We start from the raw sequence: 22,014 nt of genomic DNA, 5'->3' as shown, positions 1-22,014 counted from the left end.
AGGAGGGCCGGGCGCCGGACCCCGGCCCCGTGGCCCGGACCCGCCCCGGGACGGCGTTACCCCAGCAAGGCCTGGGCGCAGGCGTCGAGGATCGCATCCACGTCCAGCCCGTACTCCCGGTAGAGGTCCGGGATGTCCCCCGACTGGCCGAACCGGTCGACGCCGAGCGGCACCACCCGCTGGCCGCGCACCGCGCCCAGCCAGGCATGCGCCGCCGGGTGGCCGTCCACGACCGAGACGATCGCCGCGCCGGGCGCCAGCGGCGCCAGCAGCTCCTCGACCCAGGAGGGCGCGCCGAAGCCCGACCGCGCCTTCCGCCGCGCCGCCAGCCAGTCCGCGTGCAGCCGGTCGGGCGAGGTGATCGCCAGCAGCCCCGCCCCCGGCTCCTCCGCCCGCAGCTCCTCGAAGGCGGCCAGGGCCTCCGGCGCCACCGGCCCCTGATAGGCGATGGCGATCCGCGCGCCCGGCGCCGGCGGGACCATCCAGTGCCCGCCGGCAACCACCGCCGCGGGGTCGAGGCTCCGCTGCGGCTGCTCCAGCCCGCGGGTCGAGAGCCGCAGCCAGACCGCGCTGCCGTCCGGCTTCTGCATGTGCTCGAAGCCCCAGCGCATCAGGATCGCCAGTTCGTCGGCATAGGCCGGCTCGAAGCTGGCGAGCCGGTCCTGCGCCATCCCCAGCAGCGGCGTGTTGATTGACTGGTGCTGGCCGCCCTCGGGGGCCAGGGTCAGGCCGGACGGCGTGCTGACCAGCATGAAGCGCGCATCCTGGTAGCAGGCATAGATCAGCGCATCGAGGCCGCGGTTGACAAAGGGATCGTAGACCGTCCCGATCGGCAGCAGCCGCGCGCCGTAGAGATCGTGCGCCAGGCCGAGCGCCGACAACAGCAGGAAGAGGTTCTGCTCGGCGATGCCGAGCTCGATGTGCTGGCCCTCCGGGCTCATGCCCCAGCGCTGCGCCGAGGCCAGCTTGGCGTCGCGGAAGACGTCGTTCTTCAGGTGGCGGTCAAAGACCCCGCGGCGGTTCACCCAGGGGCCGAGATTGGTCGAGACCGTGACGTCCGGGCTGGTGGTCACGATGCGCTTCGCGATCGCCGCCGCCTCCCCCTGGCCGCGGCCGAGCTCGGCCAGCACCTCGCCGAAGGCCTGCTGGGTGGAGAACTTCCGCCCCGGCGCCACCTTCGGCCGGGGGAAGCTCTCCTGCGGCACCGCAACCGTCGCCGCCTTCAGCCGGCGGCCCTCCGGGGCGACCGGGGTGGCGAAGGGCACGCGGCCGAGGAAGGCCTGCAGCTCGGCCTCGGGCAGGTCGAGCCCCTCGAAGCGGTCCCATTCATGGCCGTCGCGGATCCGCATCTCCGCCTTGAAGCCGGCCATCTGCTCCCGGGTCATCAGCCCGGCATGGTTGTCCTTGTGCCCGGCGAAGGGCAGGCCCATGCCCTTGACGGTATAGGCGATGAAGCAGGTCGGCTGGTCGCCGGCGGCGTCCTGGGCGCGGAAGGCCTCCAGCAGCGTCGCCACGTCATGGCCGCCGAGATTGGTCATCAGCCCGCCGAGCTCCTCGTCGGACAGCGGGTCGATGATGGCGCGCACCCCGGGGCTGCGGCCGAGCTCGGCCAGCAGTGCCGCGCGCCAGGCGGCGCCGCCCTGGAAGGTCAGCGCGGAGTAGAGGCTGTTCGGGCAGTCGTCGATCCAGCGACGCAGCTCCTCGCCGCCCTCCCGGGCGAAGGCGGCTTCCAGCTTGCGGCCGTATTTCAGGGTGACGACGTTCCAGCCCATGTCGCGGAACAGGCCCTCGATCCGGCCGAAGAGCCGGTCCTGCACCACGCTGTCGAGGCTCTGGCGGTTGTAGTCGATGATCCACCAGACATTGCGGACATCGTGCTTCCAGCCCTCCAGCAGGGCCTCGTAGATGTTGCCCTCGTCGAGCTCGGCATCGCCGACGATGGCGATGTGGCGGCCGGCGGGGATGTCGGCGCGGCCGAGCCCGTGCAGCCGGACGTAGTCCTCGACCAGCGCGCCGAAGCTGGTCAGCGCGACCCCGAGGCCGACGGACCCCGTGGAGAAATCAACCTCCGCCCCGTCCTTCACCCGGGAGGGATAGGGCTGGATGCCGCCGAACTGCCGGAGCGTCTCGAGCTTCTCGCGGCTCTGCCGGCCGAACAGCCAGTTCACGGCGTGGAAGACCGGCCCGGCATGCGGCTTGACCGCGAGGCGGTCTTGCGGCCGCAGGATCTCGAAGTACAGCGCCGTCATGATCGAGACGACCGAGGCGCAGGAGGCCTGGTGGCCGCCGACCTTCAGCCCGTCGCGGTTCGGCCGGACATGGTTGGCGTGGTGGATCATCCAGGCCGAAAGCCAGAGCAGCTTGCGCTCCATGGCATGCAGCAGCGGCAGGCGGTCCGCCTGCTCGGGCGCGAGGGGCGGTTCGGCGGCGGGGGCGATGCGGCCCTGGACGGTCATTCCGGTCTTCCTCCCGGACCGGGGCGCCCCCTCGCACGCGGGGCGGCTGCCGGCCGTTCTTCTTCTGCTGCTGCTGCGACCGGGGGAAGATAGGGCGGCTTGCCCGGCCGTGGTATCCCCGGGCGCATGTCACAGCCCGAGAATGGCCGCCGCGCCTACCACCACGGAAACCTCCACCAGGCGCTGCTGGACGCCGCGGCGGCACTGGTCGCCGAGCGCGGGCCGGAAGGCTTCTCCTTGCTGGATGCGGCGCGCGCCTGCGGCGTCTCGGCCTCCGCCCCCTACAAGCACTTCGCCGACAGGGCGGCGCTGCTGGACGCGCTGGCGCAACGCGGCGGGGCCTTGCTCAACGAGCGGCTGGCCGCCGCCTGGGACGAGGGAAAGCCGGGGCCGGGCGAGGCCTTCCTGCGGATCGGCCATGCCTACCTGGCCTTCGCGCGGGAGGAGCCGGGGCTCTATCTCGCGCTCTTCCGGCCGGGCTCCGCCCCACCCGAGCCGCCGCAGCCCGGCCGGTCGCCGCTGGGCGACGCGCTGGCGGCACTCGGGGTCGGCGGCGCGGCGGCGGGGGAGATCGCGCTGCAGATCTGGGCGCTCAGCCACGGGCTGGCCAGCCTGGAGCGGGCCGGGCAGCTGCCGCTGCCAGCCGGGCGGCTGATCAATACCGGGGTCGGGCGGCTGCTGCGCGGCTTCGCCGCCGAGGCGCCCCCTACCCCGCCCGCCCCAGCTTCCTGAGCGCGCCGGACGCCGGCCGCCGGCCCTCGCCGACATAGGCCTCGTGGTTCTCCTCGATCCGCGCGGGGTCGTAGAGGTAGTTGACCATCAGCCCGAAGCTCTCCTTCAGCCCCTTCTCGCTAACATCGGCCTTCCAGTTCAGCCGCTCGACCCGCGCCCCGTTCGAGAGGTGGAAATGCGCCACCGGGTCGCGCGCGCGCCGCGCATTGCCCTTGGCCCCCTCGTTCAGCAGGTAGCGGGCGCAAGCGCGCAGCAGCACGGGCTCGAGCGCGCGGGCCAGCGCCTCCTCCCGCTGCCAGCCGCGCCGGGCCAGCACGCGCGTCAGGGTCTGCACCGGCGTCTCCACCAGGATCGGCGCCGTGGATGCGCCCGGGCTGGCCGGCGCCGGCAAGGCGAGGTTCCCCGGCGCATGCTGCCGCAGCACCGCCGCCGCCTCCTCCTCGATCAGCGCCGGGTCGCCATCCGCCAGCTGCGCCGTCAGCCAGCGGCCGAAGCCCGGGATCGGCGAGAGCGTGGCGAAGGCGCGGACGTTCCTCAGCTCCTCCTGCAGCAGCGCGACCACGCGCTTGATCAGGAAATTGCCGAAGCTGATCCCGTCCAGCCCGCGCTGGCAGTTGTTGATCGAGTAGAAGATCGCCGTGTCCGCGGCCGCCGCATCGAGCACCGGCGCCTTCTCGTCCAGCAGGCGCTGCACGCTGTCCGACATGCCCTTGACCAGCGCCACCTCGACGAAGATCAGCGGCTCCTCCGGCATGCGCGGGTGGAAGAAGGCGTAGCAGCGGCGGTCGCTGTCGAGCCGGTTCTTCAGGTCGCGCCAGGTGCGGATGCGGTGCACCGCCTCGTAGCGCACCAGCTTCTCCAGCAGCGCGGCGGGGGAGTTCCAGTCGATCCGCCGGAGCTCGAGGAAGCCGACGTCGAACCAGCTCGCCAGCAGGCCCTTCAGGTCCGTCTCGAGCGCCTGCAGCAGCGCGTCGCCGCCCATTGCCTGCAGCAGCTCGGCGCGCAGGTCGATCAGGAATTTCATGCCGTCCGGGATCGCGGTGAACTGCGCCAGCAGCCGCAGCCGCGGCGGCTCCAGCGCCCGCCGCAGCCGGGTCTTGGCCGCCGCGCGCTCGGCCGGGTCGGTCGCCTTGCGGGCGCGGTCGATGGCGAAGTCCATGGCCGCCTCGTCGCAGTCGAAGCCGGCGAGGGTGCGCAGGAAGTCGACCCGCCCCGCCGCATCGAGCCCGAGATAGGCCTGGGCCAGCTTGGCCGCCCGGTTGCGCGCCGAGACCTCGCCGCCGCGGCCATCGAGGCAGGCACGCATCTGCTCGGCGACCGTCTCCGCCTCGCCGCCCACCACGCGTTCCGCCATGTCGCGCCAGAGGCTGGTGACGCGCCTGAGCGCGCGGTCGAGCAGGCCGGATTCGAGGGCGAGGTCGGACATGCTTCGGTCTCTCCGGGGCGGCACCGGAAACATGGTGAAACCCGCCGAGATTATCAGCACGCTCAGAGGTTGAGGCGAGCCAATTCCATGGCATTTGGCAGGAGCGTGATGAGGTCCTCGGCCACCAGGCCGGGGCCATGCGCGCGCGCCGCCTCGCCCTGGATCCAGGCGCCGCAGCCGGCCGCGGCGAAGGGCTCCATGCCCTGCGCGAGCAGCGCCGCGATGCTGCCGGCCAGCACGTCGCCGGTGCCGCCGGTCGCCAGGCTCGGCGGGGCATTGGCATTGACCGCGGCGCGGCCGTCGGGCGCGGCGATAACGGTGTCCGCGCCCTTCAGCAGCACCACCGCGCCGGTCGCCGCCGCGGCGGCGCGGGCGGCGGCCAGCTTGTCCTGGCCCACCGGGCCGAAGACCCGGGCGAATTCCCCGGCATGCGGCGTCAGCACGGCGCAGCCCGCGAGTGCCTGCGGCGCGCCGGCGCAGGCGGTCAGCGCCCCGGCATCGGCGACCACCTGCCGCCCGGCCCCGACCAGCCGGCGCAGCGCCGCCCGCGTCGCCGCGTCGCCCGGCAGGCCAGGGCCGATCAGCCAAGCGCGGCGGCGCTCGTCGGCCAGCAGGGCCTCGAGGCCCGCGGCGGAGACGATGGTCCCCGGGTCGCCGGCGCGGTAGAGCGCCGCGGCGGCGGCATCGGGCGCGAGCAGCGTCACCAGCCCCGCCCCGACCCGGTGCGCCGCGCCGGCGGCGAGCCGGGCCGCGCCGGTCATCTCCCCGCCGGCAAGGATGGTCAGGTGGCCGCGGCTGTACTTGTGCGCCCCGGCGCCCCATTCCGGCGGGCGCCAGAGCCCCGGCGCGTTGCGCCAAGCGCGCGGCCTGACCGCCGCCAGCACGCCCGCGGGCAGGCCGATATCGGCCAGCACCAGCTCGCCGCAGAGCTCCCGCCCCGGCAGCAGCAGGTGGCCGGGCTTGAGGCGGAAAAAGGTCACGGTCACCGCCGCCCGCGGCGCGAAGCCGCGCACCTGTCCCGTCGCGCCGTCGAGGCCGGAGGGGACGTCGACCGCCAGGACCGGCGCCCGCGCGGCGCGGAGCGTCCCGGCGACCGGCCCGTCCAGGTCGCGCGCCAGCCCGGCGCCGAAGACCGCATCGATGACGAGGCCGGCCCGCGCCGCCTCGGCCGGATGGAAGGGCAGCATCGGCCCGCGCCAGGCCGCCGCCGCCGCAGCCGCGTCGCTGCCCGGCCGGGGCGGCGCCAGCGCGGCGACCGAGACCGGCCAGCCCGCCTGCTCCAGCAGCCGGGCCGCGACATAGCCGTCGCCGCCGTTGTTGCCGGGGCCGGCCAGCACCAGGCAGCGCACCGGGCGGAAGCGCCGCAGCGCCACCCGCGCCACCGCCCGCCCGGCGGCGGCCATCAGCACCGGGCCCGGGGTGCCGGCGGCGATCGCCGCGGCATCGGCCCGGCCCATCTCCTCGGGCGTCAGCAATTCCAGGCGTGGCGTCGTCGGCATGGCGGGCCCTCCGCGCCGAGTATACCGCCTGGCGCCGCCGGGCGGCACCGCGCCGCGGCCGGATCGGGCCTGGCCGGCAGGATGCCCGGGGGCCCGCCTCGGCCGATTGGAGGCGCGGCAGGGCGCGGCGCCTTCGCCGGCCGTCCGCCGGCGCGAAGCGTCAGGGCCGCGCCGGGCTCTCCCCTGCCCGGCAGCGGCCCCGGCGCCGCCTTTCCGCGCCGCCGCGGCCAAAGCCGCCTTTCCGCGCCGCCGCGGCGCGAGGCGCCTTCGTTGGCACCGGGTAACGGCGGCGGCCCGCGGCGAACCCGACGCGGCCCGCTGCGCTTCCGCCGGGAGCGCCCGGGGTGGCGGCCTGCGGCCCCCGCCCCGGCCTGCCCGACCCGGGGAACCGCCATGCCACGCCTTTCCTTCGCAACCGTCCTGCCGCCGCTGCTGGTCGCGATCCTGATCGCGCTTGTCGTGCATCGCTGGACCGCCGATCCGCCCACCCCGCCGCCGCCTGCCACCACGGCCGCGGCGCGCGAGGCCGCCGGGGCCGCCGCCAGCGCCGCGGGCGGCCCGGTCGAGCCTGCCGCGGCGAATTCCACCTCGCCGCCGGCGGCGATGAACCCGGTGCCGTCCGGCACGCGCGATGTGGCGCCCCCCGGCAACCCGCCGACTTCCGCCACGCCGACCGCGCCGTCCGGCGAGCCGTCGCGCGCCCCCGCCGGGGGCTGAGGCCGCCGTCCGGCGGTATCCGCTGCGCCGCTTCCGGGCTAGGTTGTGCACTGCGGGATCGGAGTGGCAGGCATGGCCTTCGTGGTGGCGGTGGCGCAGCAGAAGGGCGGGGCCGGGAAATCGACGGTTGCTGCCAACCTCGCCGCCGCGCTGGCCGCGCTGGGGCACAGGGTCGCCTTGCTCGACATCGACCCGCAGGCCTCGCTCGGCCGCTGGCATGCCGAGCGGGTGAAGCGCGGGCCGAAGGCGGGCGGGCTGGATTTCGACGCCGCCGCCGGCTGGCGGGTGCCGGCGACGCTCGACCGGCTGCGGCCGGGGCATGACTACGTCATCCTCGACACCCCGCCGCATGCCGAGACCGAGGCAAAGCTCGCCATCCGCACCGCCGACCTGGTGCTGATGCCGCTGCAACCCTCGCCGGCCGACCTCTGGGCCTGCGAGGCGACGCTGAAGCTGGCCAAGGAGGAGAAGCGCCGGGTCGCCGCGGTGCTGAACCGGGCGCCGGCCCAGGGCAAGCTGAAGGCCGCCGTCCTGGCAGCGCTGGCGAAGCAGGGCGTGGCCGTGCTCGACCAGGCGATCGGCAACCGGGTGCAATTCGCCAGCGCCTTCCTGGATGGTCTGGCGGTGACGGAATCGGCGCCGAAGGGCCTGGCCGCGGCGGAGATGCGCGCGGTGGCCGCCGAGATCATCGCCCTCGCCCGCCGCAGGACCTGAGCGGCGGTTCTCGGACCCCGCATGCGCGGCGGCCTTGGAGCAGGGCCATGCCGGCGGCCCGGAGCGGCGACCGCAGGACGCAGCCCAGGCGGTCGCAGCGCGGCGCTTGGTTTCCGACAGCCGAGCAGTGCCGCCCCCGACCGTTCAGCGCCGCTTGCGGAGCCCAGCGCCACGTGGCCGACCGCGCCGATGGATCCGGGGATCGGCGCCGACCCGGCGGCAGGGGCCGCGGGTGCGCCCGCCGTGGCGGCCCTTGCCGGCGAACACCATGCGGATGCGGGCGATGACCGCGAAAGCGGCGGGGCGCGGCCGCGCGGAGGCCAGCGCGTCCTTGCCCTTGGTCGCGGTGGCGGAGAAAGGCGGCCGGCAGGCCATCGCCGCCCGCCGCGGCATGGTACCTGGTGCCTGCCTGGCTCGATCCGGCGGGTCCGGGCCGCTGAGGTCACCGCCGCCGCGCTCGGCGCCGACGGCACGGCCACCGGGGATCAGGTCGGGGCGGCCGCGCGGCATGCCGGCCGGCAAGGCGTGCACCTGCGCGAGCAGGCGCGCCGCGGCCCAGCGTTCCAGGCAGCGGCGCAGGGTCGGGCCGCCCGCCTGGTCAGCGGTCGCGGCCGGGCTGCGCCAGGGCGTGCCCTCGTGCAGGAAGCGCCGCGGCCTCGCCTTTCCCCGGCTGGTGTCGGCTGGCGGGTGACCTGGCCTGCGGCCCGGGCGCTGGTCGCAGGCGTCGAAGTCTGCCGCGACGGGACGCGGAAGCCTGACATCCGCGGCACCGGTCCCCATCCGGTTTCCCGGACATCGAAGGCGCCGGCCGGCGGCGCCTAAACGCTGCCCGAACAGGGCGGCCTGGTCAGCATCGCCGGCGAGAGGGTGAAGATCTCGAAGCCCGTCTCGGTCACCCCGACGCTGTGCTCGAACTGCGCGGAAAGGCTCCGGTCCCGCGTCACGGCCGTCCACCCGTCGCTCAGGACCTTCACCTCCGGCCGTCCCGCATTCACCATCGGCTCGACCGTGAGGAACATCCCGGGCTGCAGCGCCGGTCCCTCGCCCGGGCGGCCGTAGTTCAGGATGTTCGGGGCATCGTGGTAGACGCGCCCCAAGCCATGGCCGCAGAACTCGCGGACGACGCTGAAGCGCTCCGCCTCCACGTGCCGCTGCATGGCGTGACCGATGTCCCCGACCGTCGCGCCGGGGCGGATCGCCTCGATGCCCCGCATCATGGCGGCGTATGTCACGTCCATCAGGCGCATGGCGCGGGTGCTGACCTTGCCGACCCCAAACATGCGGCTGTTGTCGCCGTGCCAGCCGTCGAGGATCACCGCCAGGTCGATGTTGAGGATGTCGCCCTCCGCCAGCCTCCGCTCGCCGGGTATGCCGTGGCAGACGACGTGGTTGGGCGAGATGCAGGTCGCATGGGCGTAGCCTCGGTAGCCCAGCGAGGCGGGCCTAGCCCCGTGATCCCGCACGAACTCATGGCACATGCGATCGAGCTCGGCCGTCGTGACGCCCGCCTCGACACGCGCGGCGATCATGTCCAGCGCGGCCGCAGCAAGCCGACCCGCGGCCCGCATCCCGGCGAAATCCTCCGGAGCGTGCAGCTTTATGCTTCGGCGAACGGCACGGTCGTCCATCAGCGCACCAAGGGAATGGGAGGGAGCGGCGGGTTCACGCGACGACCGCAGGCCGCGCGGCCCGGTTGCGCGTGGCGGCAAGGGGCATACCGGCATGGAGCTCGGCGATCATCCGCTCTGCAAAGGGCGGCAGAGCGCCGCCCCGCATGAGGTGGGGGCGAAGAATGGCGATCGGCGCGTCGAAGATCAGGAATTTGGCCCGGGCCAGGTCCTCGTCGCGGACAACTCCATCGCCGCAGCCGCTGACGCAGGCTCGGAAGGCGCCGTCGAACTCCTCCTCCAGCCGCTCGAGTTCCTCCCGAAGCGGCGCCGGAGGCGGCGTGTCTTCGAACAGGGTGACCGGCTCGTTCAGGAGCAGGAAGCGGGCGCGGCGCTCGTTCTCCCTGGACCAGGGCAGGATGGCCAAGGCCGCCTCGCGCGGGCGGCCCTTGCGCAGGAGCGGCGCGAGCGCCTTGATGAACGAGGCATAGGCCCTGTTCCAGGCCGCGCCGAGAACGGCCGAGCGGGAATCGAAACGATGGTAGATCGAACCCGTGGGCGCTCCGACCCGCCGCGCAATGGCCTGCATGGTGGCGGCGGCGGGGCCTCCCTCAGCGACGAGAGCCATCGTCGCCTCGATGAAATCCTCCTCGGAGAAACGCGCCGTCCTGACCATGCCAATTAGAATAGACGTTTTAGAATGGTCCGTCTACTTGGATCCGGGACTCTTGTCCCGCCGAAGGCCGTTCGGTTCGGCCGCAGGCTTGCGCCACTCGTGTCGTTCTGAAAGAGACTGCCGCTCGGCGCCGCATGAGCGGCGCCTTCAGGCCACCTCAACCATGAATGGTTGCGGAAGCCGCCTCTAAGGGACAGGCATGCTGGGCAAGCTTCTCTACACGCTGCACCTGCTGGGTGCGGTGCTCTGGGTCGGCGGCATGGGCTTCGCCCTGCTGGCGCTGCGCCCGGCCCTGGCGGCGATCGAGCCGCCGCAGCGGCTGCTGGTGCACCAGGGCGCGCTGAAGCGCTTCTTCCTGATCGTCTGGCACGCCATGCCGATCCTGCTGCTGACCGGCTATGTGTTGCTGTTCGGCTGGTATGGCGGCTTCGCCGGCTCGGGCTGGCACATCCATGCCATGCACCTGGCGGCGATCATTATGGCAGCGGTCTTCGTCGGCATCGTCACCGGGCCGTGGAAGGAATTCCGCGCCGCCATGGCGCGGGGCGACCAGCCCGGCGCCGCCGCCGCCATGGACCGGGTGCGGCAGCTGGTCACGGCCAACCTCGTGCTCGGCCTGCTGACGGTTGCCGTCGCCGCCTGGGGCCGCTTCCCCGGCTGACATACCCTCACGCAACATCCCCGGTGCAGGCTGCGTTCGCGGCCTGCCACCGGGCCAGGAATGATCGACCGCCATGACCGTCGCCGGCATCGAGATCAGCGAGGACGACTACCCCGAGATGGATGCGGTCGCCGCCATCCAGCGCGGGCTGCACGCCTTCAACCAGGAAATGGGCGGGCCCTATGACCGGGAGCCGGTGACGGTCCTCGCCCGCGATGCCGAGGGCAGCGTGCGCGGCGGGCTGCTCGGGCTGACCTACTGGAACTGGCTCTTCATCGACTGGCTCTGGCTGGCGCGCGATTCCCGCGGCCAGGGGCTCGGCTCGGAGCTGCTGACGCGGGCCGAGGAGATCGCCCGCAGGCGCGGCTGCACCGACGCCTATACCGACACCTTCAGCTTCCAGGCCCCGGGCTTCTGGGAGCGCAACGGCTACGTGGAATTCGGCCGGCTGGACCACATGCCGCGCGGCCATTCCCGCGTCTGGTTCCGCAAGGCGCTGTGACGGAGCACCTGGCGCTCGAGGTCACGGCGCGGCCCTCGGCCGCCGACCGGCATGCGGTCGGGCGCGGGCTCGGCGCCTACAACCGCGCGGCCTATGGCCGGCTGCGCGGCAGCGCCCGCTGGATCCTGGCGCGGGACGCCGCCGGCACGGTGCAGGGCGGCGCCAAGTGCGAGGTGGCCTGGGCTTGGGTCTATGTCGACTGGCTCTGGGTGGCCGAGGGGTTGCGCCGGCAGGGGCTCGGCGGCCGGCTGCTGGCCGCGGCCGAGGCGCTGGCGCGCGAGGAGGAATGCCTCGGGGTGCATCTCAACACCTGGTCCTTCCAGGCGCCGGATTTCTACCGCAAGCAGGGCTTCACCGAGACCGGCCGGGTCGAGGACATGCCGCCCGGCGCAACCCGGTACTGGTTCGCCAAGCGCTTCTGACGGCCTGCCCGACCGGCGCCCGCCATGCCCGCGGAGGTCGGGAGCGGCGGGCCTCCAAGGCCGCGATGACCGTCCGCAGCCGCTTCGCAAACAGCGGATGGCACTCGCCCAGGCGTTGCCCGTTGCGCTTCCGCCTGTCGGCCTCCTTCACGTGACCCTCCCCCCTGCCCTGCCGCCAGCCGGCAGCGCTCCCGCCAGCGGCCCGCCAGTGCCTCGAGGCCGGCCGAGCCTGCCGCCAACGCCGTGTCCCCGGCCTGCGGCGCGGCAGCCAGCACCGCGCCCGGCCGCAGGATGACGTTGGGCCGGCAGCGCCCGCCCTCGAGGTAGGAGGGACGGCCATGGGCGCAGGGATTCTGCGACGACTTCGGGCCGGGGGCGCGCGTCACGTAGGCCTTCAGCATCGCATCCGCGCGCGCCGCCGGATCGCCGAGGGGCAGGGCCTGCGGCAAGACGCAGCCGAAGGCCAGGACCGGCCAGGACTTGGTGACGCGGGCCAGGGTCAGCGCATCCGCCCCGGTGCCGCCCGCGCGGACCACCTTGCGGCAGGTCCCGAGCCAACCGCTCCGCAGCCAGCATTCGGTGATGAAGCGCTGCGCCTCCGGCCGGGCCAGCGCCTGCCGCATGGCGCCGGCGAAGGCCGGCCAGTCTGGTCCCTGCCGGATCGAGGCCCAGGTGAGGCCGTTCCGCTGCGTCAGGCCGCCCGCCAGGCGCCGCAGCACCGCCGCCTCGGCGGGTGCCAGACCGTGGTCGGTGCCGAGGGGACAGTCGATGACGCGCGCGAGGCCCGCGGCATCGAGAGGCGGGATGCCGATGCCGCCGTCCGGCAGGCTGCGCAGGTGCTTGCCGCGGCCCTTGGCCGGCCCGGCCCAGCCGCAGGACCGCAGGTCGTGGCCGGCGGGGCAGGCGGCGGGATCCTCCGGCAGCCACGCCGCCGGGCCGATGCCCCACATCGCCGTCGAGAGCAGGAGCGGCAGCAATCCGAGCCGCGCCACCGCTTGGTACTCGGCGGCGGGAAGCGTCAGCGGATCGGCGGCGCGGCGGGTCGGGTCGACGGCGCGGGACTCGGCGACACTGCGGGCGACCGGTGCCGCCGGCAGCCGACCCGGCGGTTGCGGCGCGACGGCGGGGTCGGTGAACTGGCCTGCCGCCAGGATCTGGTCGAGGATGTCGGCCGGCAGCGTGACTGGCGGCTCCGCGGCACGGGTCTGGGCAGCGCCGAGGCGGAGCAGGGCAAGATGGACCCCGAGGACCAGTCGCATGACCATCCTCCCCGATCGCGCCAGCCCTTGTCCCGGGCCATGCCGCCGCAGCCGCGGCACTCTGGCCGTCCGTCGGCGGCCGGGACAAGAAATCCATCTCCAAGAATGCGTCAAAGGATAGGACCGCACAGATGAAGGCAGCCATCGTCACCACATCGGGCGTCGAGGTCCGGGACGTGCCGGAGCCCAAGCCGGGCCCGCAGCAGGTCATGATCCGGGTCCGCGCCGCCGGCCTCAACCGCGCCGACCTCGCCGTCGCCGCGGGCCACGCGCATGGCGCCGTCGGCGGCGCCGGCACCGTCGTCGGGATGGAATTCGCCGGCGAGGTCGTCTCGACCGGCGCCGAGGTGCCGGCGGGGATCGCGCCGGGGATGCGGGTCATGGCCAGCGGCGCCGCCGGGTATGCCGAATATGCCCTCGCCGACTGGGGCCGGGTCTTCCCGGTGCCGGACGCCAACATGGGCTGGGTGCAGGCGGCGACCCTGCCGATCGCGCTGCAGACCATGCACGACGCCGTCGTCACCAATGGCGGGCTGCAGCGGGGCGAGAGCATCCTGATCCAGGGGGCCTCCTCCGGCGTCGGGCTGATGGGGATGCAGATCGCCAGGCTCATGGGCGCGAAGCAGGTGCTCGGCTCCTCCCGCAACCCGGCCTGGCGGGAAAGGCTGGCCGAGTTCGGCTGCGACCTGGCGATCGACACCGGCGATGCCGCCTGGCCCGACCGGGTGCTGGCGGCGACGGGCGGCAAGGGCGTCGAGGTCATCGTCGACCAGGTTTCCGCCAGCGTCGCCAACGGCAACCTGAGGTGCTGCGCCATCCTCGGGCGGATCGTCAATGTCGGCCGGCTCGGCGGCTTCACCGGCGAGTTCGACTTCGACCTGCATGCGGCGCGGCGCATCCGCTACATCGGCGTCACCTTCCGCACCCGCTCGGTCGAGGAAGTCAGGGAGATCGTCCGCCGCACCCGCGCCGACCTCTGGGGCGCGGTCGAGGCCGGCAGCCTGCGGCTGCCGATCGACCGGACCTTCCCGCTGGCCGAGGCCCCGGCGGCGCTGGCGCACATGAAGGCCAACCAGCATTTCGGCAAGATCGTGCTGGAATGCTGAAACCTGCACGGTACACCGCGCGGGTGGCGTAATGTACAAGGCGGGACCGATGATGTGAGGTCCCGCATGACAGCCCCGTCCCCGCCGGCCCGCCGCTCGCTGCTCGGCCTCGCGGCCGGCGGCATGGCGGCCCTGTCCCTGCCCGGCTGCGCGCTGCCCGTGCGCGAGCCCGCGGTGCCGCGCGGGTCCGCCAGCGCGGCCACGGTGCTCGGCCTGCCGAACGAGCGCTTCTTCCCGATGGAGGCGGCCGGCCAGGCGGCGCTGCAGCGGGAATTCATCGCCGCCGTGCAGCGCAGGCTGGTCGCGCGCGGCCTGCCGCCAACCGCGCCGATGCCCGATCTCGACCTGCTCGGCATCTCCGGCGGCGGCGAGAACGGGGCCTTCGGCGCCGGCCTGCTGAACGGCTGGACCGAGCGCGGCGACCGGCCCGAATTCTTCCTCGTCACCGGCATCAGCACCGGCGCGCTGAGCGCCCCCTTCGCCTTCCTCGGCAGCGCCTGGGACGAGCCGCTGCGGCGCGTCTATACCGAGATCACGCTGGCCGACGTCATCGTCCAGCGCCGCATCACCGCGGCGATCTGGAACGACGGCATGGCCGACAACACCCCGCTCTTCCGCACCATCTCCCGCTACATCGACGAGGCGATGCTGGCCGAGCTCGCGCGCGCCCATGCCGGCGGGCGGCTGCTGCTGATCGGCACCTCGAACCTCGACGCGCAGATGCCGGTGATCTGGAACATCGGCGCCATCGCCGGCAGCGGCCACCCGAAGGCGCTCGAGACGATCCGCCGCATCCTGCTGGCCTCCTCGGCCATCCCCGGCGCCTTCTCCCCGGTGCTGTTCGACGTGACGCTGGACGGCAAGCCCTTCCAGGAGCTGCACGTGGATGGCGGCGCCTTCGCCCAGGTCTTCCTCTATCCCGCCAGCGTGTCGCGGCTGCGGCGGGAGCGCATCGCGCAGCGCAAGCCGGTGGCGCCGGCCCGGGCCTGGGTGATCCGCAACGGCCGGCTCGACCCCGAATGGGCCTCGGTCGACCGGCGGACGATGGGGATCGCCGGCCGGGCCGTCGCCTCGATGATCACGGCGGCGGGCTACCAGGATGTCTGGCGGATCTACTACGCCTCGGAGCGCGACGGGGTGGACTACAACCTGGCCTTCATCGGCCGCGACTTCACCGTGGAATACGACAAGCCCTTCGACCAGGCCTATATGCGCCCGCTCTACGACTACGGCCGGCAGCGGGCGCTGGCGGGCGATGCCTGGGTGAGGCGCCCGCCGATATAGGGGCGCGCTACAGGATCGGCCGCCAGGGCGCCGGCAGCAGGGTATAGCCCCCGGCCTCCCGCCGCACCTGGCCGAGGCCGGGGAAGTCCATGTGCATCCCGGCCACCGGCAGCCGGTCCGCCGCGCACATGTCGAGCACGCGGCGCCGCGTCGCCACCGCCGCGGCCGGGTCGACGTCGAAGCTGATGCCCCATTCCGGGTGGCGCGACTGCAGCGCGGGGATGTGCACCATGTCGCCGAAGACCAGCAGCTGGTCCGCGCCCGAGGCGATGCGGTAGAGCGTATGCCCCGGCGTATGCCCGAAGGCGTCGATCGAGGTGACGCCGGCGACCGGCGAGGCGCCGCCCGGCAGCCGCCGGATGCGGCCCTGGTAGGCGCTGGCGACCTGCCTCGCATAGGCGAAGCCGCCGCGGGAGCCCTGCGGCACGCGGCCGATGTTCGCCTCCTCGAACCAGAAGGCCGCCTCGGCCTTCGGGATCACCAGCTCCGCGGCCGGGAACAGCGCGCGGCCTGCCCGGTCGCAGAGGCCGCCGGCATGGTCGCGGTGGAGATGGGTCAGCAGGATGGTGTCGATCAGCGCCGGGGTGATGGCCATGGCCGCCAGGTTGGCCGGCATCTGGCCCATGGTCGGGCCGAGCGCCTCGCCCGAGCCGGTGTCGATCAGCGCGAGGCGCCCGCCGGCATTCACCAGGAAGGTGTTGACGGCGCACGGCACCGCCCCCTCGGCCGGCAGCCGGGCCTCGGCGAGCAGGCGGCGGGCTTCGGCGAGGTTCGCGTCGCCGAACACCGCGGGGGGCAGGTTGATGGTGCCGTCGCCGACGGCGGTGACCTCGATCTCGCCGATGCGGACCCGGTAGAGGCTGGCGACCTGCCGGCCCATGGGCGGGGCGGCGGCGCGGGCCAGGGGCGCGGCGGCGGGCGCTGCGGCGAGCGCGGCGGCGCCGGCGAGGAGGTGGCGGCGGCTGGGCATGGGCGGCGGGGCTCCCTGTCGGGTCGCGCTCATGCGGGGCGCGTTCGGTGGGGGAACGTAGCGGAAATGCGGGCGGGGGGAAGCTGGGGCTCCGTCCCGGCGGCGAGAGGCGCCGCCCCTCCGCACGCCCCGCCAAGGGCCGAAAGGCCTCCGGCAACCCCGGGTCCGGCAGCGATCAGCAGCCGGGGCCGATCTCCCGCAGGTCCTCCGCCGCCACCTCGCCCTCGGCGCCGCTGAAGACCACCGCCCGGCTGCCGCCCTGCCGCTGCGCCACGCCGCTGATCCGGTGCTGGCCACTGTCATAGACTGTCACCCGCCCGTCGCGGCGGATCGCCAGGCGGCGCGCATCGGGGAAGAAGGCATACTGCACGCCGTCCTGCCCGCCGCTGCTGGCGGGCTGGCCGAGCTCCTCCGGCCACCAGGCCGGGCCGGGATCCATCGGCTCCATGGGCTTCATCGGCGTCATCGGCTTCATCGGTTGCACGGCGCCTGGCTCCTGCTGCATCGCGGCAGGCCAACGCCGCGCCGCGGCGATCGTTGGCGGCGGATGGACGTGCCGGCTCAGCCCCGCGCCGCCAGCACCACGCCGCCGAGCGTCAGCACCAGCGCCGCCAGGTGGCGCAGCCCGAGCGGCTCCCCCAGCAGGGCGGCGCTGCTGAACACCCCGATCACCGGCACCAGCAGGCTGCCCATCGCCGCCACGCCGGCCGGCAGCAGCCGCAGCGCCCGGAACCAGGCGAGGTAGGCGGCGCATTGCGCCACCACCGCCACGTAGACCAGGCAGCCCCAGCCCACCCAGGTGACGCGGGAGAAGTCCAGCGTCTCGAACCGCAGCGCGATCACCCAGACCGGCAGCGTGCCGATGGCGATCTGCCAGGCCACCAGCGGCACCGGCGGCATCGTCACCGGCCAGCGCTTGGTGAAGACCGCCCCGCCCGCGAACATCAGCGCGGTGCAGAGGATGGCCGCGACGCCCGGCAGCTTCGCCGCCAGCGCCGCGCCGCCGCCCGACAGCGCCCCGGCCATCAGCAGCGTGACGCCCGCCAGCCCCATCCCGAGGCCGGCGAAGCGCTGCCAGCCCGGCCGCTCCCCGAGCACCGGCCAGGCCAGCACCGTCGCCCAGACCGGCATGGTATAGGCGATGATCGCCGCCTCCGCCGCGTCCAGCCAGAACAGCGACAGCGGCGCGACGACGCTCCAGGCCGAGACGTTCAGCACCGAGGCGACGACCAGCCGCCCCCATTGCCCGCGCCCCGGCCAGAGCCGGTCGCGCTGCCAGGCCGCGACCGCGACCAGCAGCGAGACCGCCCCGAGGGCGGCGAAGATGCGAAAGGCATAGGGCGGCCAGTCCCGCATCAGCAGCTTCATCACCGGCCAGTTCAGCCCCCAGGCCGTGGCGGTGACGGAGAGATAGCCGAAGCCGGCCAGCGGCAGCGCCGCGCGCCGCCCCGCGGCGATGCTCAAGCCGGCCGCCCCGCGATGGGGCTCACGCCGTCCGCTCCGCCTCGGAGGTCAAGGCAACCGATTCGCCGGGTTGGGTCACGACAGCCGCTCCGCTTGGAGGCACGAGAGCCGCTCCGCGGCGGGGCACGACAGCCGCTCCGCTTGGAGGCAGGACAGCCGCTCCGCGGCGGGGCTCACGACAGCAGCGCGCCGACCCGGGCGATCGCCGCCGCCGGCAGCGGCCCCTGCCCCACCGCCGCGATGGCCTCCTCGAGCTGCCCGACCGAGGCCGTGCCGATCAAGGCGCAGCCCATTCCCGGGGCGAAGGCGGCGTAGCGGATGGCAAGCTCGGCCAGCGAGCCGGCCACGCCCTCCGCCACCAGCGGCGCCAGGCGGCGGGCCGCCGCCACGTCCTCGGCATAGCTGCCGGCGGAGGCAATGGGCGCGACCTCCGGCATCGCCACGGGGTGCCGCGCCGCCTCGCCGGAGAGCGCGCCGGCGGCCAGGATGCGGATGCCGATCAGCCCGACGCCATGCGCCGCCGCGACCTGGCCCAGCCGGGCGAAATCCTGGGCGACGACGCCGGTGTGGGCCGGCGCCAGCCAGCTCGGGTTCAGCGCGTTGAAGGGGGTCTGCGCGGTGTCGAAGGCGCCGCTCTCCAGCACCTGCCGCAGCGCCGGCACGGTACCCAGCGCGGTGATGCCGAGGAAGCGGCACTTGCCCTGCTCCCGCAGCTTCTGCAGCGCCGGCACCGCCTCGCCCAGCACCTGCTCGACTGTCATGCCCTCCGGCGTGCCAATCTCGTCGTGCAGCTGGAACAGGTCGACGCTGTCGCGGCCGAGCCGCTTGAGGCTGGCCTCGAGCGAGGCGGCGATCCCGCCGGCGATGTCGCCGCGCGTGGCGGGCGGCAGCCGCACCTTGGTGCCGAGGATCGGGCTCGCCCCCAGCGCCTTCAGCGCCCGGCCGAGATTCTTCTCCGACTCCCCCATGCCGTAGAAGGCGGCGGTATCCACATAGGTGATGCCGGCCTCGAAGGCGCGGGCCAGCGAGGCCTCCTGCTCCGCGGCCGTCCCCCGCACCATCAGCCCGCCGACCGCCCCGGCGCCATAGCCCAGGACGGAGACATTCAGCCCCGTCCGCCCCAGCACGCGCTGTTCCATCCTTCGTCCCTCCCGGCTATCGGGGGGCAGCATTGCCCGCCGCGTCCGGCGGGTCCACCTCGCCCCGGGTTCCATGATCCGCCTCACCGAGCTCCGCCTGCCGCTGGACCACCCCGAGCCCGCGCTCCGCGCCGCCGTCCTGGCCCGGCTCGGGATCGAGGAGGCGGCGCTGCAGGAGGTCCAGGTCTTCCGCCGCGGCTACGACGCGCGGAAGCCGCGCGCCATCATGCTGGTCTACACGGTGGACGTGGCGGTGCAGGGCGAGGCCGCGCTGCTGGCCCGCCATGCCGGCGATGCGCGGATCGGCCCGGCGCCCGATACCAGCTACCATTTCGTCGCGCGCGCCCCGGACGGCATCGCGTCCCGCGCGCCTGACGGCATGACTTCCCGCGCGCCTGACGGCATGACTTCCCGCGCGCCTGACGGCATGACTTCCCGCGCGCCTGACGGCATGGCTTCCCGCGCGCCTGACGGCATGGCTTCCCGCGCGCCTGACGGCATGACTTCCCGCGCGCCTGACGGCATGGCTTCCCGCGCGCCTGACGGCGCGACCCGTCCCATCGTCGTCGGCACCGGACCCTGCGGGCTGATGGCGGCGCTGGTTCTGGCGCAGATGGGGTTCCGCCCCGTCATCCTCGAGCGCGGCACGGTCGTCCGCGAACGCACCAAGGACACCTGGGCGCTCTGGCGCCGTGGCGTGCTCAGCGCCGAGAGCAACGTGCAGTTCGGCGAGGGCGGCGCCGGCACCTTCTCCGACGGCAAGCTCTATTCCGGCATCAAGGACCCCCGCCATCTCGGCCGCAAGGTGCTGACCGAGTTCGTCGCCGCCGGCGCGCCCGAGGAGATCCTCTACGTCTCGAAGCCGCATATCGGCACCTTCCGCCTGGTGACGATGGTCGAGAGCATCCGCGCGCAGATCGAGGCGCTCGGCGGCGAGTACCGCTTCGGCACCAGGGTGGTGGACCTGGTCGTCGAGGACGCCGGGCAGCGCCGCATCCGCGGCGTTGTGCTGGAGAATGGCGAGACGCTGGCCGCCGACCATGTCGTGCTCGCGGTCGGCCACAGCGCGCGCGACACCTTCGCCATGCTGCGCGACCGCGGCGTCTTTCTGGAACAGAAGCCCTTCAGCATCGGCGTCCGCATCGAGCATCCGCAGTCGATGATCGACCGCGTGCGCTTCGGCCCGAATGCCGGCAACAAGCTGCTGGGCGCGGCCGACTACAAGCTGGTGCACCATTGCCGCAACGGCCGCAGCGTCTACAGCTTCTGCATGTGTCCGGGCGGCCGCGTGGTCGCCGCCACCTCGGAGCCCGGCCGCGTCGTCACCAACGGCATGAGCCAGTACAGCCGCGCCGAGTTCAACGCCAATGCCGGCATCGTCGTCGGCATCTCGCCCGCGGACTATCCCGGCGACGTACTGGCCGGCGTCGAGTACCAGCGGCACTGGGAAGCCCGGGCCTTCGAGGCCGGCGGCGGCGACTACCGCGCCCCGGCGCAGCTTGTCGGCGACTTCCTCGCGGGACGGCCGAGCACCGCGCTCGGCGATGTCGTGCCGAGCTACCAGCCCGGCGTGACGCCCACCGACCTGGCCCGCTGCCTGCCGGATTTCGCGGTGGCGGCGATGCGCGAGGCGCTGCTGGCCTTCGACCGCCAGGTCCCCGGCTTCGCCAGCGCCGACGCGGTGATGACCGGCGTCGAGACCCGCACCAGCAGCCCGCTGCGTATCCGCCGCGGACTCGACCTGCAGAGCCTGAACACGGCCGGCCTCTTCCCCGCCGGCGAGGGCGCGGGCTACGCCGGGGGGATCCTCTCGGCCGGCGTCGACGGCATCCGCATCGCCGAGGCGCTGGCCCTCGTCGCCACCGGCCAGCCGGTGCCGCGCGAGCTCAGCCGCGGCACCGAGACGCCCGTCACCTACGGGTGATCCCCGGGGGTGGTCTTCCGGGGCCGGTCTCCCGGCCCCGGGGCGCCTCAGGCAAACATCAGGTCGTGCTGCACGGGGTGCAACAGGCCGGCGCCGGCATCGATGCCATGCGCCGCCGTATCCGGCAGCAGCGGGTGCTCGGCGAGCAGCGGATGCGCCGCGGCCATGGCGGGGCTGAGCTGCTCCAGCGTCTCGGCATGCAGCGGCGTGCCGGCCTGCGCCAGCGTCACCGACAGCGCCGCCTGGCTGGCATCGAGCGCGGGATGGGCGGCCGGCTGGGGCGCATCGCCCGCCACCACCGGCTTCGCCGCCGCGGCAAGCTGCACCGGGGCTTCGTCATGCACGGCCGCAGCTGCGTGGCTCGCCGGGGCCGCAGGCGTGGGCTTCGCCTCGACCGCGGCGACTGCCGCCTCCACCGGCTTCGCCGCCTCCGCGAGCTGGACCGGAGGGGCGTCATGCGCGGCCACAGCCGGCGCGTGGTCCGCCGGGGCCGCAGGCGAGGGCTTCGCCTCGACCGCGGCGACGACCGTCTCCACCGGTTTCGCCGCCTCCGCGAGCTGGACCGGAGCGGCGTCGTGCGCGGCCACAGCCGGCGCGTGGTCTGCCGGGGCCGCAGGCGTGGGCTTCGCCTCGACCGCGGCGACGATCGTCTCCACCGGCTTCGCCGCCTCCGCGAGCTGGACCGGAGCGGCGTCGTGCGCGGCCACCGCCGGCGCATGGTCCGCCGGGGCCGCAGGCGTGGGCTTCGCCTCGATCGCAGCGACGATCGTCTCCACCGGCTTCGCCGCTTCGGCGAGCTGGACCGGAGCGGCGTCGTGCGCGGCCACCGCCGGCGCATGGTCCGCCGGGGCCGCAGGCGTGGGCTTCGCCTCAACCGCGGCGACGACCGTCTCCACCGGCTTCGCCGCTTCGGCGAGCTGGACCGGAGCGGCGTCGTGCGCGGCCACCGCCGGCGCATGGTCCGCCGGGGCGGCAGGAATGGCCTTGGCTTCGACCGCGGCGACGATCGTCTCCACAGGTTTCACCGCTTCGGCGAGCTGGACCGGAGCGGCGTCGTGCGCGGCCACAGCCGGCGCGTGGTCCGCCGGGGCCGCAGGCGTGGGCTTCGCCTCGACCGCGGCGACGATCGTCTCCACCGGCTTCGCCGCCTCCGCGAGCTGGACCGGAGCGGCGTCGTGCGCGGCCGCCGCCGGTGCGTGATCGGCCGGGGCCGCAGGCATCGGCTTCGCCTCGGCCACGGCCGGTGCCGGGGCATCGGCATGCTGTCCCGGGCTCGCCTCGGGCGCAGCCGGGGCCGCCGCAGCCTGCAACAGGCCCGGGGCCGAGGCGTGCGCGGCGGCGACATGCGACTCGACCGCGGCGAGGACGGCTTTCGCCGGCTCGGCGCCCGGCCGGGCATCGGCCGTGCCGGCGCCAGCCGCGTCCGGCTGCGCGGCACCGGCCGCGGCGATGGCCG

General features: G+C 74.4%; 21 protein-coding genes. 9 read left to right on the top strand and 12 right to left on the bottom strand.

The genetic code is table 11. From position 1 onward, the window contains the following. Positions 1 to 56: 56 nt before the first annotated feature. Entirely contained in the window at positions 57 to 2,456 is a 2,400-nt protein-coding gene (locus tag E2C06_RS03240) for a 1-deoxy-D-xylulose-5-phosphate synthase N-terminal domain-containing protein (RefSeq protein WP_133287149.1), read from the bottom strand. A 126-nt stretch (positions 2,457 to 2,582) separates the two neighbouring features. On the opposite strand from E2C06_RS03240, the gene E2C06_RS03235 reads away from it, so the two are divergent. Beyond that, positions 2,583 to 3,188 carry a TetR/AcrR family transcriptional regulator gene (locus E2C06_RS03235; RefSeq protein ID WP_133287148.1) on the top strand — a complete coding sequence of 202 codons (606 nt, stop codon included), beginning with the start codon at positions 2,583 to 2,585 and terminating at the stop codon, positions 3,186 to 3,188. On the opposite strand, the gene E2C06_RS03230 is transcribed toward E2C06_RS03235, so the two are convergent. Together E2C06_RS03230 and E2C06_RS03225 are read right to left on the bottom strand one after the other, a co-directional pair. Continuing rightward, a complete protein-coding gene (locus tag E2C06_RS03230) occupies positions 3,163 to 4,614 on the bottom strand; it encodes a malonyl-CoA decarboxylase (RefSeq protein WP_133287147.1) in 1,452 nt (483 codons plus the stop codon). The two genes, E2C06_RS03235 and E2C06_RS03230, sit on opposite strands and share 26 nt — an antisense overlap. A 62-nt stretch (positions 4,615 to 4,676) precedes the next feature. Next, positions 4,677 to 6,113, bottom strand: coding sequence for an NAD(P)H-hydrate dehydratase (locus E2C06_RS03225; RefSeq protein ID WP_241671093.1), 1,437 nt, complete (start codon positions 6,111 to 6,113; stop codon positions 4,677 to 4,679). A gap of 393 nt (positions 6,114 to 6,506) precedes the next feature. Between E2C06_RS03225 and E2C06_RS03220 the strand changes: the two genes are divergently transcribed. Both E2C06_RS03220 and parA read left to right on the top strand, forming a co-directional pair. Then, positions 6,507 to 6,830 carry a hypothetical protein gene (locus tag E2C06_RS03220; protein ID WP_133287146.1) on the top strand — a complete coding sequence of 108 codons (324 nt, stop codon included), beginning with the start codon at positions 6,507 to 6,509 and terminating at the stop codon, positions 6,828 to 6,830. Positions 6,831 to 6,902: 72 nt separating this feature from the next. Continuing rightward, positions 6,903 to 7,544, top strand: a complete 642-nt coding sequence (gene parA / locus E2C06_RS03215; protein ID WP_133287145.1) for a ParA family partition ATPase — start codon at positions 6,903 to 6,905, stop codon at positions 7,542 to 7,544. A 144-nt stretch (positions 7,545 to 7,688) separates the two neighbouring features. On the opposite strand, the gene E2C06_RS03210 is transcribed toward parA, so the two are convergent. From E2C06_RS03210 to E2C06_RS03200, 3 genes are read right to left on the bottom strand one after another with little or no spacing between them, the layout of a single operon-like run. Beyond that, positions 7,689 to 8,324 carry a hypothetical protein gene (locus tag E2C06_RS03210; protein ID WP_133287144.1) on the bottom strand — a complete coding sequence of 212 codons (636 nt, stop codon included), beginning with the start codon at positions 8,322 to 8,324 and terminating at the stop codon, positions 7,689 to 7,691. A gap of 38 nt (positions 8,325 to 8,362) precedes the next feature. Next, positions 8,363 to 9,172, bottom strand: a complete 810-nt coding sequence (map, locus tag E2C06_RS03205; RefSeq protein WP_133287143.1) for a type I methionyl aminopeptidase — start codon at positions 9,170 to 9,172, stop codon at positions 8,363 to 8,365. A 34-nt stretch (positions 9,173 to 9,206) separates the two neighbouring features. Further along, complete coding sequence (locus E2C06_RS03200; RefSeq protein WP_133287142.1) at positions 9,207 to 9,827, bottom strand: TetR/AcrR family transcriptional regulator; 621 nt, start codon at positions 9,825 to 9,827, stop codon at positions 9,207 to 9,209. Between the two features lie 199 nt (positions 9,828 to 10,026). Between E2C06_RS03200 and E2C06_RS03195 the strand changes: the two genes are divergently transcribed. The 3 genes from E2C06_RS03195 to E2C06_RS03185 all read left to right on the top strand — a co-directional run bounded on the left by E2C06_RS03195 (position 10,027) and on the right by E2C06_RS03185 (position 11,412). Next, positions 10,027 to 10,488, top strand: coding sequence for a CopD family protein (locus E2C06_RS03195; protein WP_133287141.1), 462 nt, complete (start codon positions 10,027 to 10,029; stop codon positions 10,486 to 10,488). Between the two features lie 73 nt (positions 10,489 to 10,561). Then, complete coding sequence (locus tag E2C06_RS03190; protein ID WP_133287140.1) at positions 10,562 to 10,990, top strand: GNAT family N-acetyltransferase; 429 nt, start codon at positions 10,562 to 10,564, stop codon at positions 10,988 to 10,990. Beyond that, positions 10,987 to 11,412, top strand: coding sequence for a GNAT family N-acetyltransferase (locus E2C06_RS03185; protein WP_165982188.1), 426 nt, complete (start codon positions 10,987 to 10,989; stop codon positions 11,410 to 11,412). The genes E2C06_RS03190 and E2C06_RS03185 overlap by 4 nt, the downstream gene beginning before the upstream one ends. On the opposite strand, the gene E2C06_RS03180 is transcribed toward E2C06_RS03185, so the two are convergent. Next, on the bottom strand, positions 11,325 to 12,671 hold the full coding sequence (locus tag E2C06_RS03180; RefSeq protein WP_133287138.1) for a hypothetical protein: 1,347 nt from the start codon (positions 12,669 to 12,671) through the stop codon (positions 11,325 to 11,327). The two genes, E2C06_RS03185 and E2C06_RS03180, sit on opposite strands and share 88 nt — an antisense overlap. Positions 12,672 to 12,802: 131 nt before the next feature. Between E2C06_RS03180 and E2C06_RS03175 the strand changes: the two genes are divergently transcribed. Both E2C06_RS03175 and E2C06_RS03170 read left to right on the top strand, forming a co-directional pair. After that, positions 12,803 to 13,777: a zinc-binding dehydrogenase gene (locus E2C06_RS03175; RefSeq protein WP_133287137.1), complete on the top strand. Its 975-nt coding sequence runs from the start codon at positions 12,803 to 12,805 to the stop codon at positions 13,775 to 13,777. A gap of 66 nt (positions 13,778 to 13,843) precedes the next feature. Then, on the top strand, positions 13,844 to 15,061 hold the full coding sequence (locus E2C06_RS03170; protein ID WP_133287136.1) for a patatin-like phospholipase family protein: 1,218 nt from the start codon (positions 13,844 to 13,846) through the stop codon (positions 15,059 to 15,061). A 7-nt stretch (positions 15,062 to 15,068) separates the two neighbouring features. On the opposite strand, the gene E2C06_RS03165 is transcribed toward E2C06_RS03170, so the two are convergent. From E2C06_RS03165 to E2C06_RS03150, 4 genes are all read right to left on the bottom strand, one after another. Next, complete coding sequence (locus tag E2C06_RS03165; RefSeq protein WP_165982187.1) at positions 15,069 to 16,031, bottom strand: MBL fold metallo-hydrolase; 963 nt, start codon at positions 16,029 to 16,031, stop codon at positions 15,069 to 15,071. Between the two features lie 175 nt (positions 16,032 to 16,206). Beyond that, positions 16,207 to 16,506 carry a hypothetical protein gene (locus E2C06_RS03160; protein ID WP_133287347.1) on the bottom strand — a complete coding sequence of 100 codons (300 nt, stop codon included), beginning with the start codon at positions 16,504 to 16,506 and terminating at the stop codon, positions 16,207 to 16,209. An 86-nt stretch (positions 16,507 to 16,592) separates the two neighbouring features. After that, positions 16,593 to 17,495, bottom strand: a complete 903-nt coding sequence (locus E2C06_RS03155) for a DMT family transporter (RefSeq protein WP_206664417.1) — start codon at positions 17,493 to 17,495, stop codon at positions 16,593 to 16,595. A gap of 173 nt (positions 17,496 to 17,668) precedes the next feature. Then, positions 17,669 to 18,634 (bottom strand): aldo/keto reductase, encoded by a 966-nt coding sequence (locus E2C06_RS03150; protein WP_165982186.1) that lies wholly within the window; start codon positions 18,632 to 18,634, stop codon positions 17,669 to 17,671. Between the two features lie 73 nt (positions 18,635 to 18,707). Between E2C06_RS03150 and E2C06_RS03145 the strand changes: the two genes are divergently transcribed. Then, positions 18,708 to 20,558, top strand: coding sequence for an NAD(P)/FAD-dependent oxidoreductase (locus tag E2C06_RS03145; protein ID WP_241671092.1), 1,851 nt, complete (start codon positions 18,708 to 18,710; stop codon positions 20,556 to 20,558). Positions 20,559 to 20,605: 47 nt separating this feature from the next. On the opposite strand, the gene E2C06_RS37345 is transcribed toward E2C06_RS03145, so the two are convergent. Next, a partial coding sequence (locus E2C06_RS37345) for a hypothetical protein (protein WP_206664416.1) occupies positions 20,606 to 22,014 on the bottom strand: 1,409 nt, incomplete at its 5' end.

This window comes from Dankookia rubra (genome assembly GCF_004355005.1).
Taxonomy (GTDB): Bacteria; Pseudomonadota; Alphaproteobacteria; order Acetobacterales; family Acetobacteraceae; genus Paracraurococcus; species Paracraurococcus ruber_A.
The sequence above is the reverse complement of the archived record's forward strand: the minus strand, read 5'-3'. Positions and strand labels throughout refer to the sequence as shown.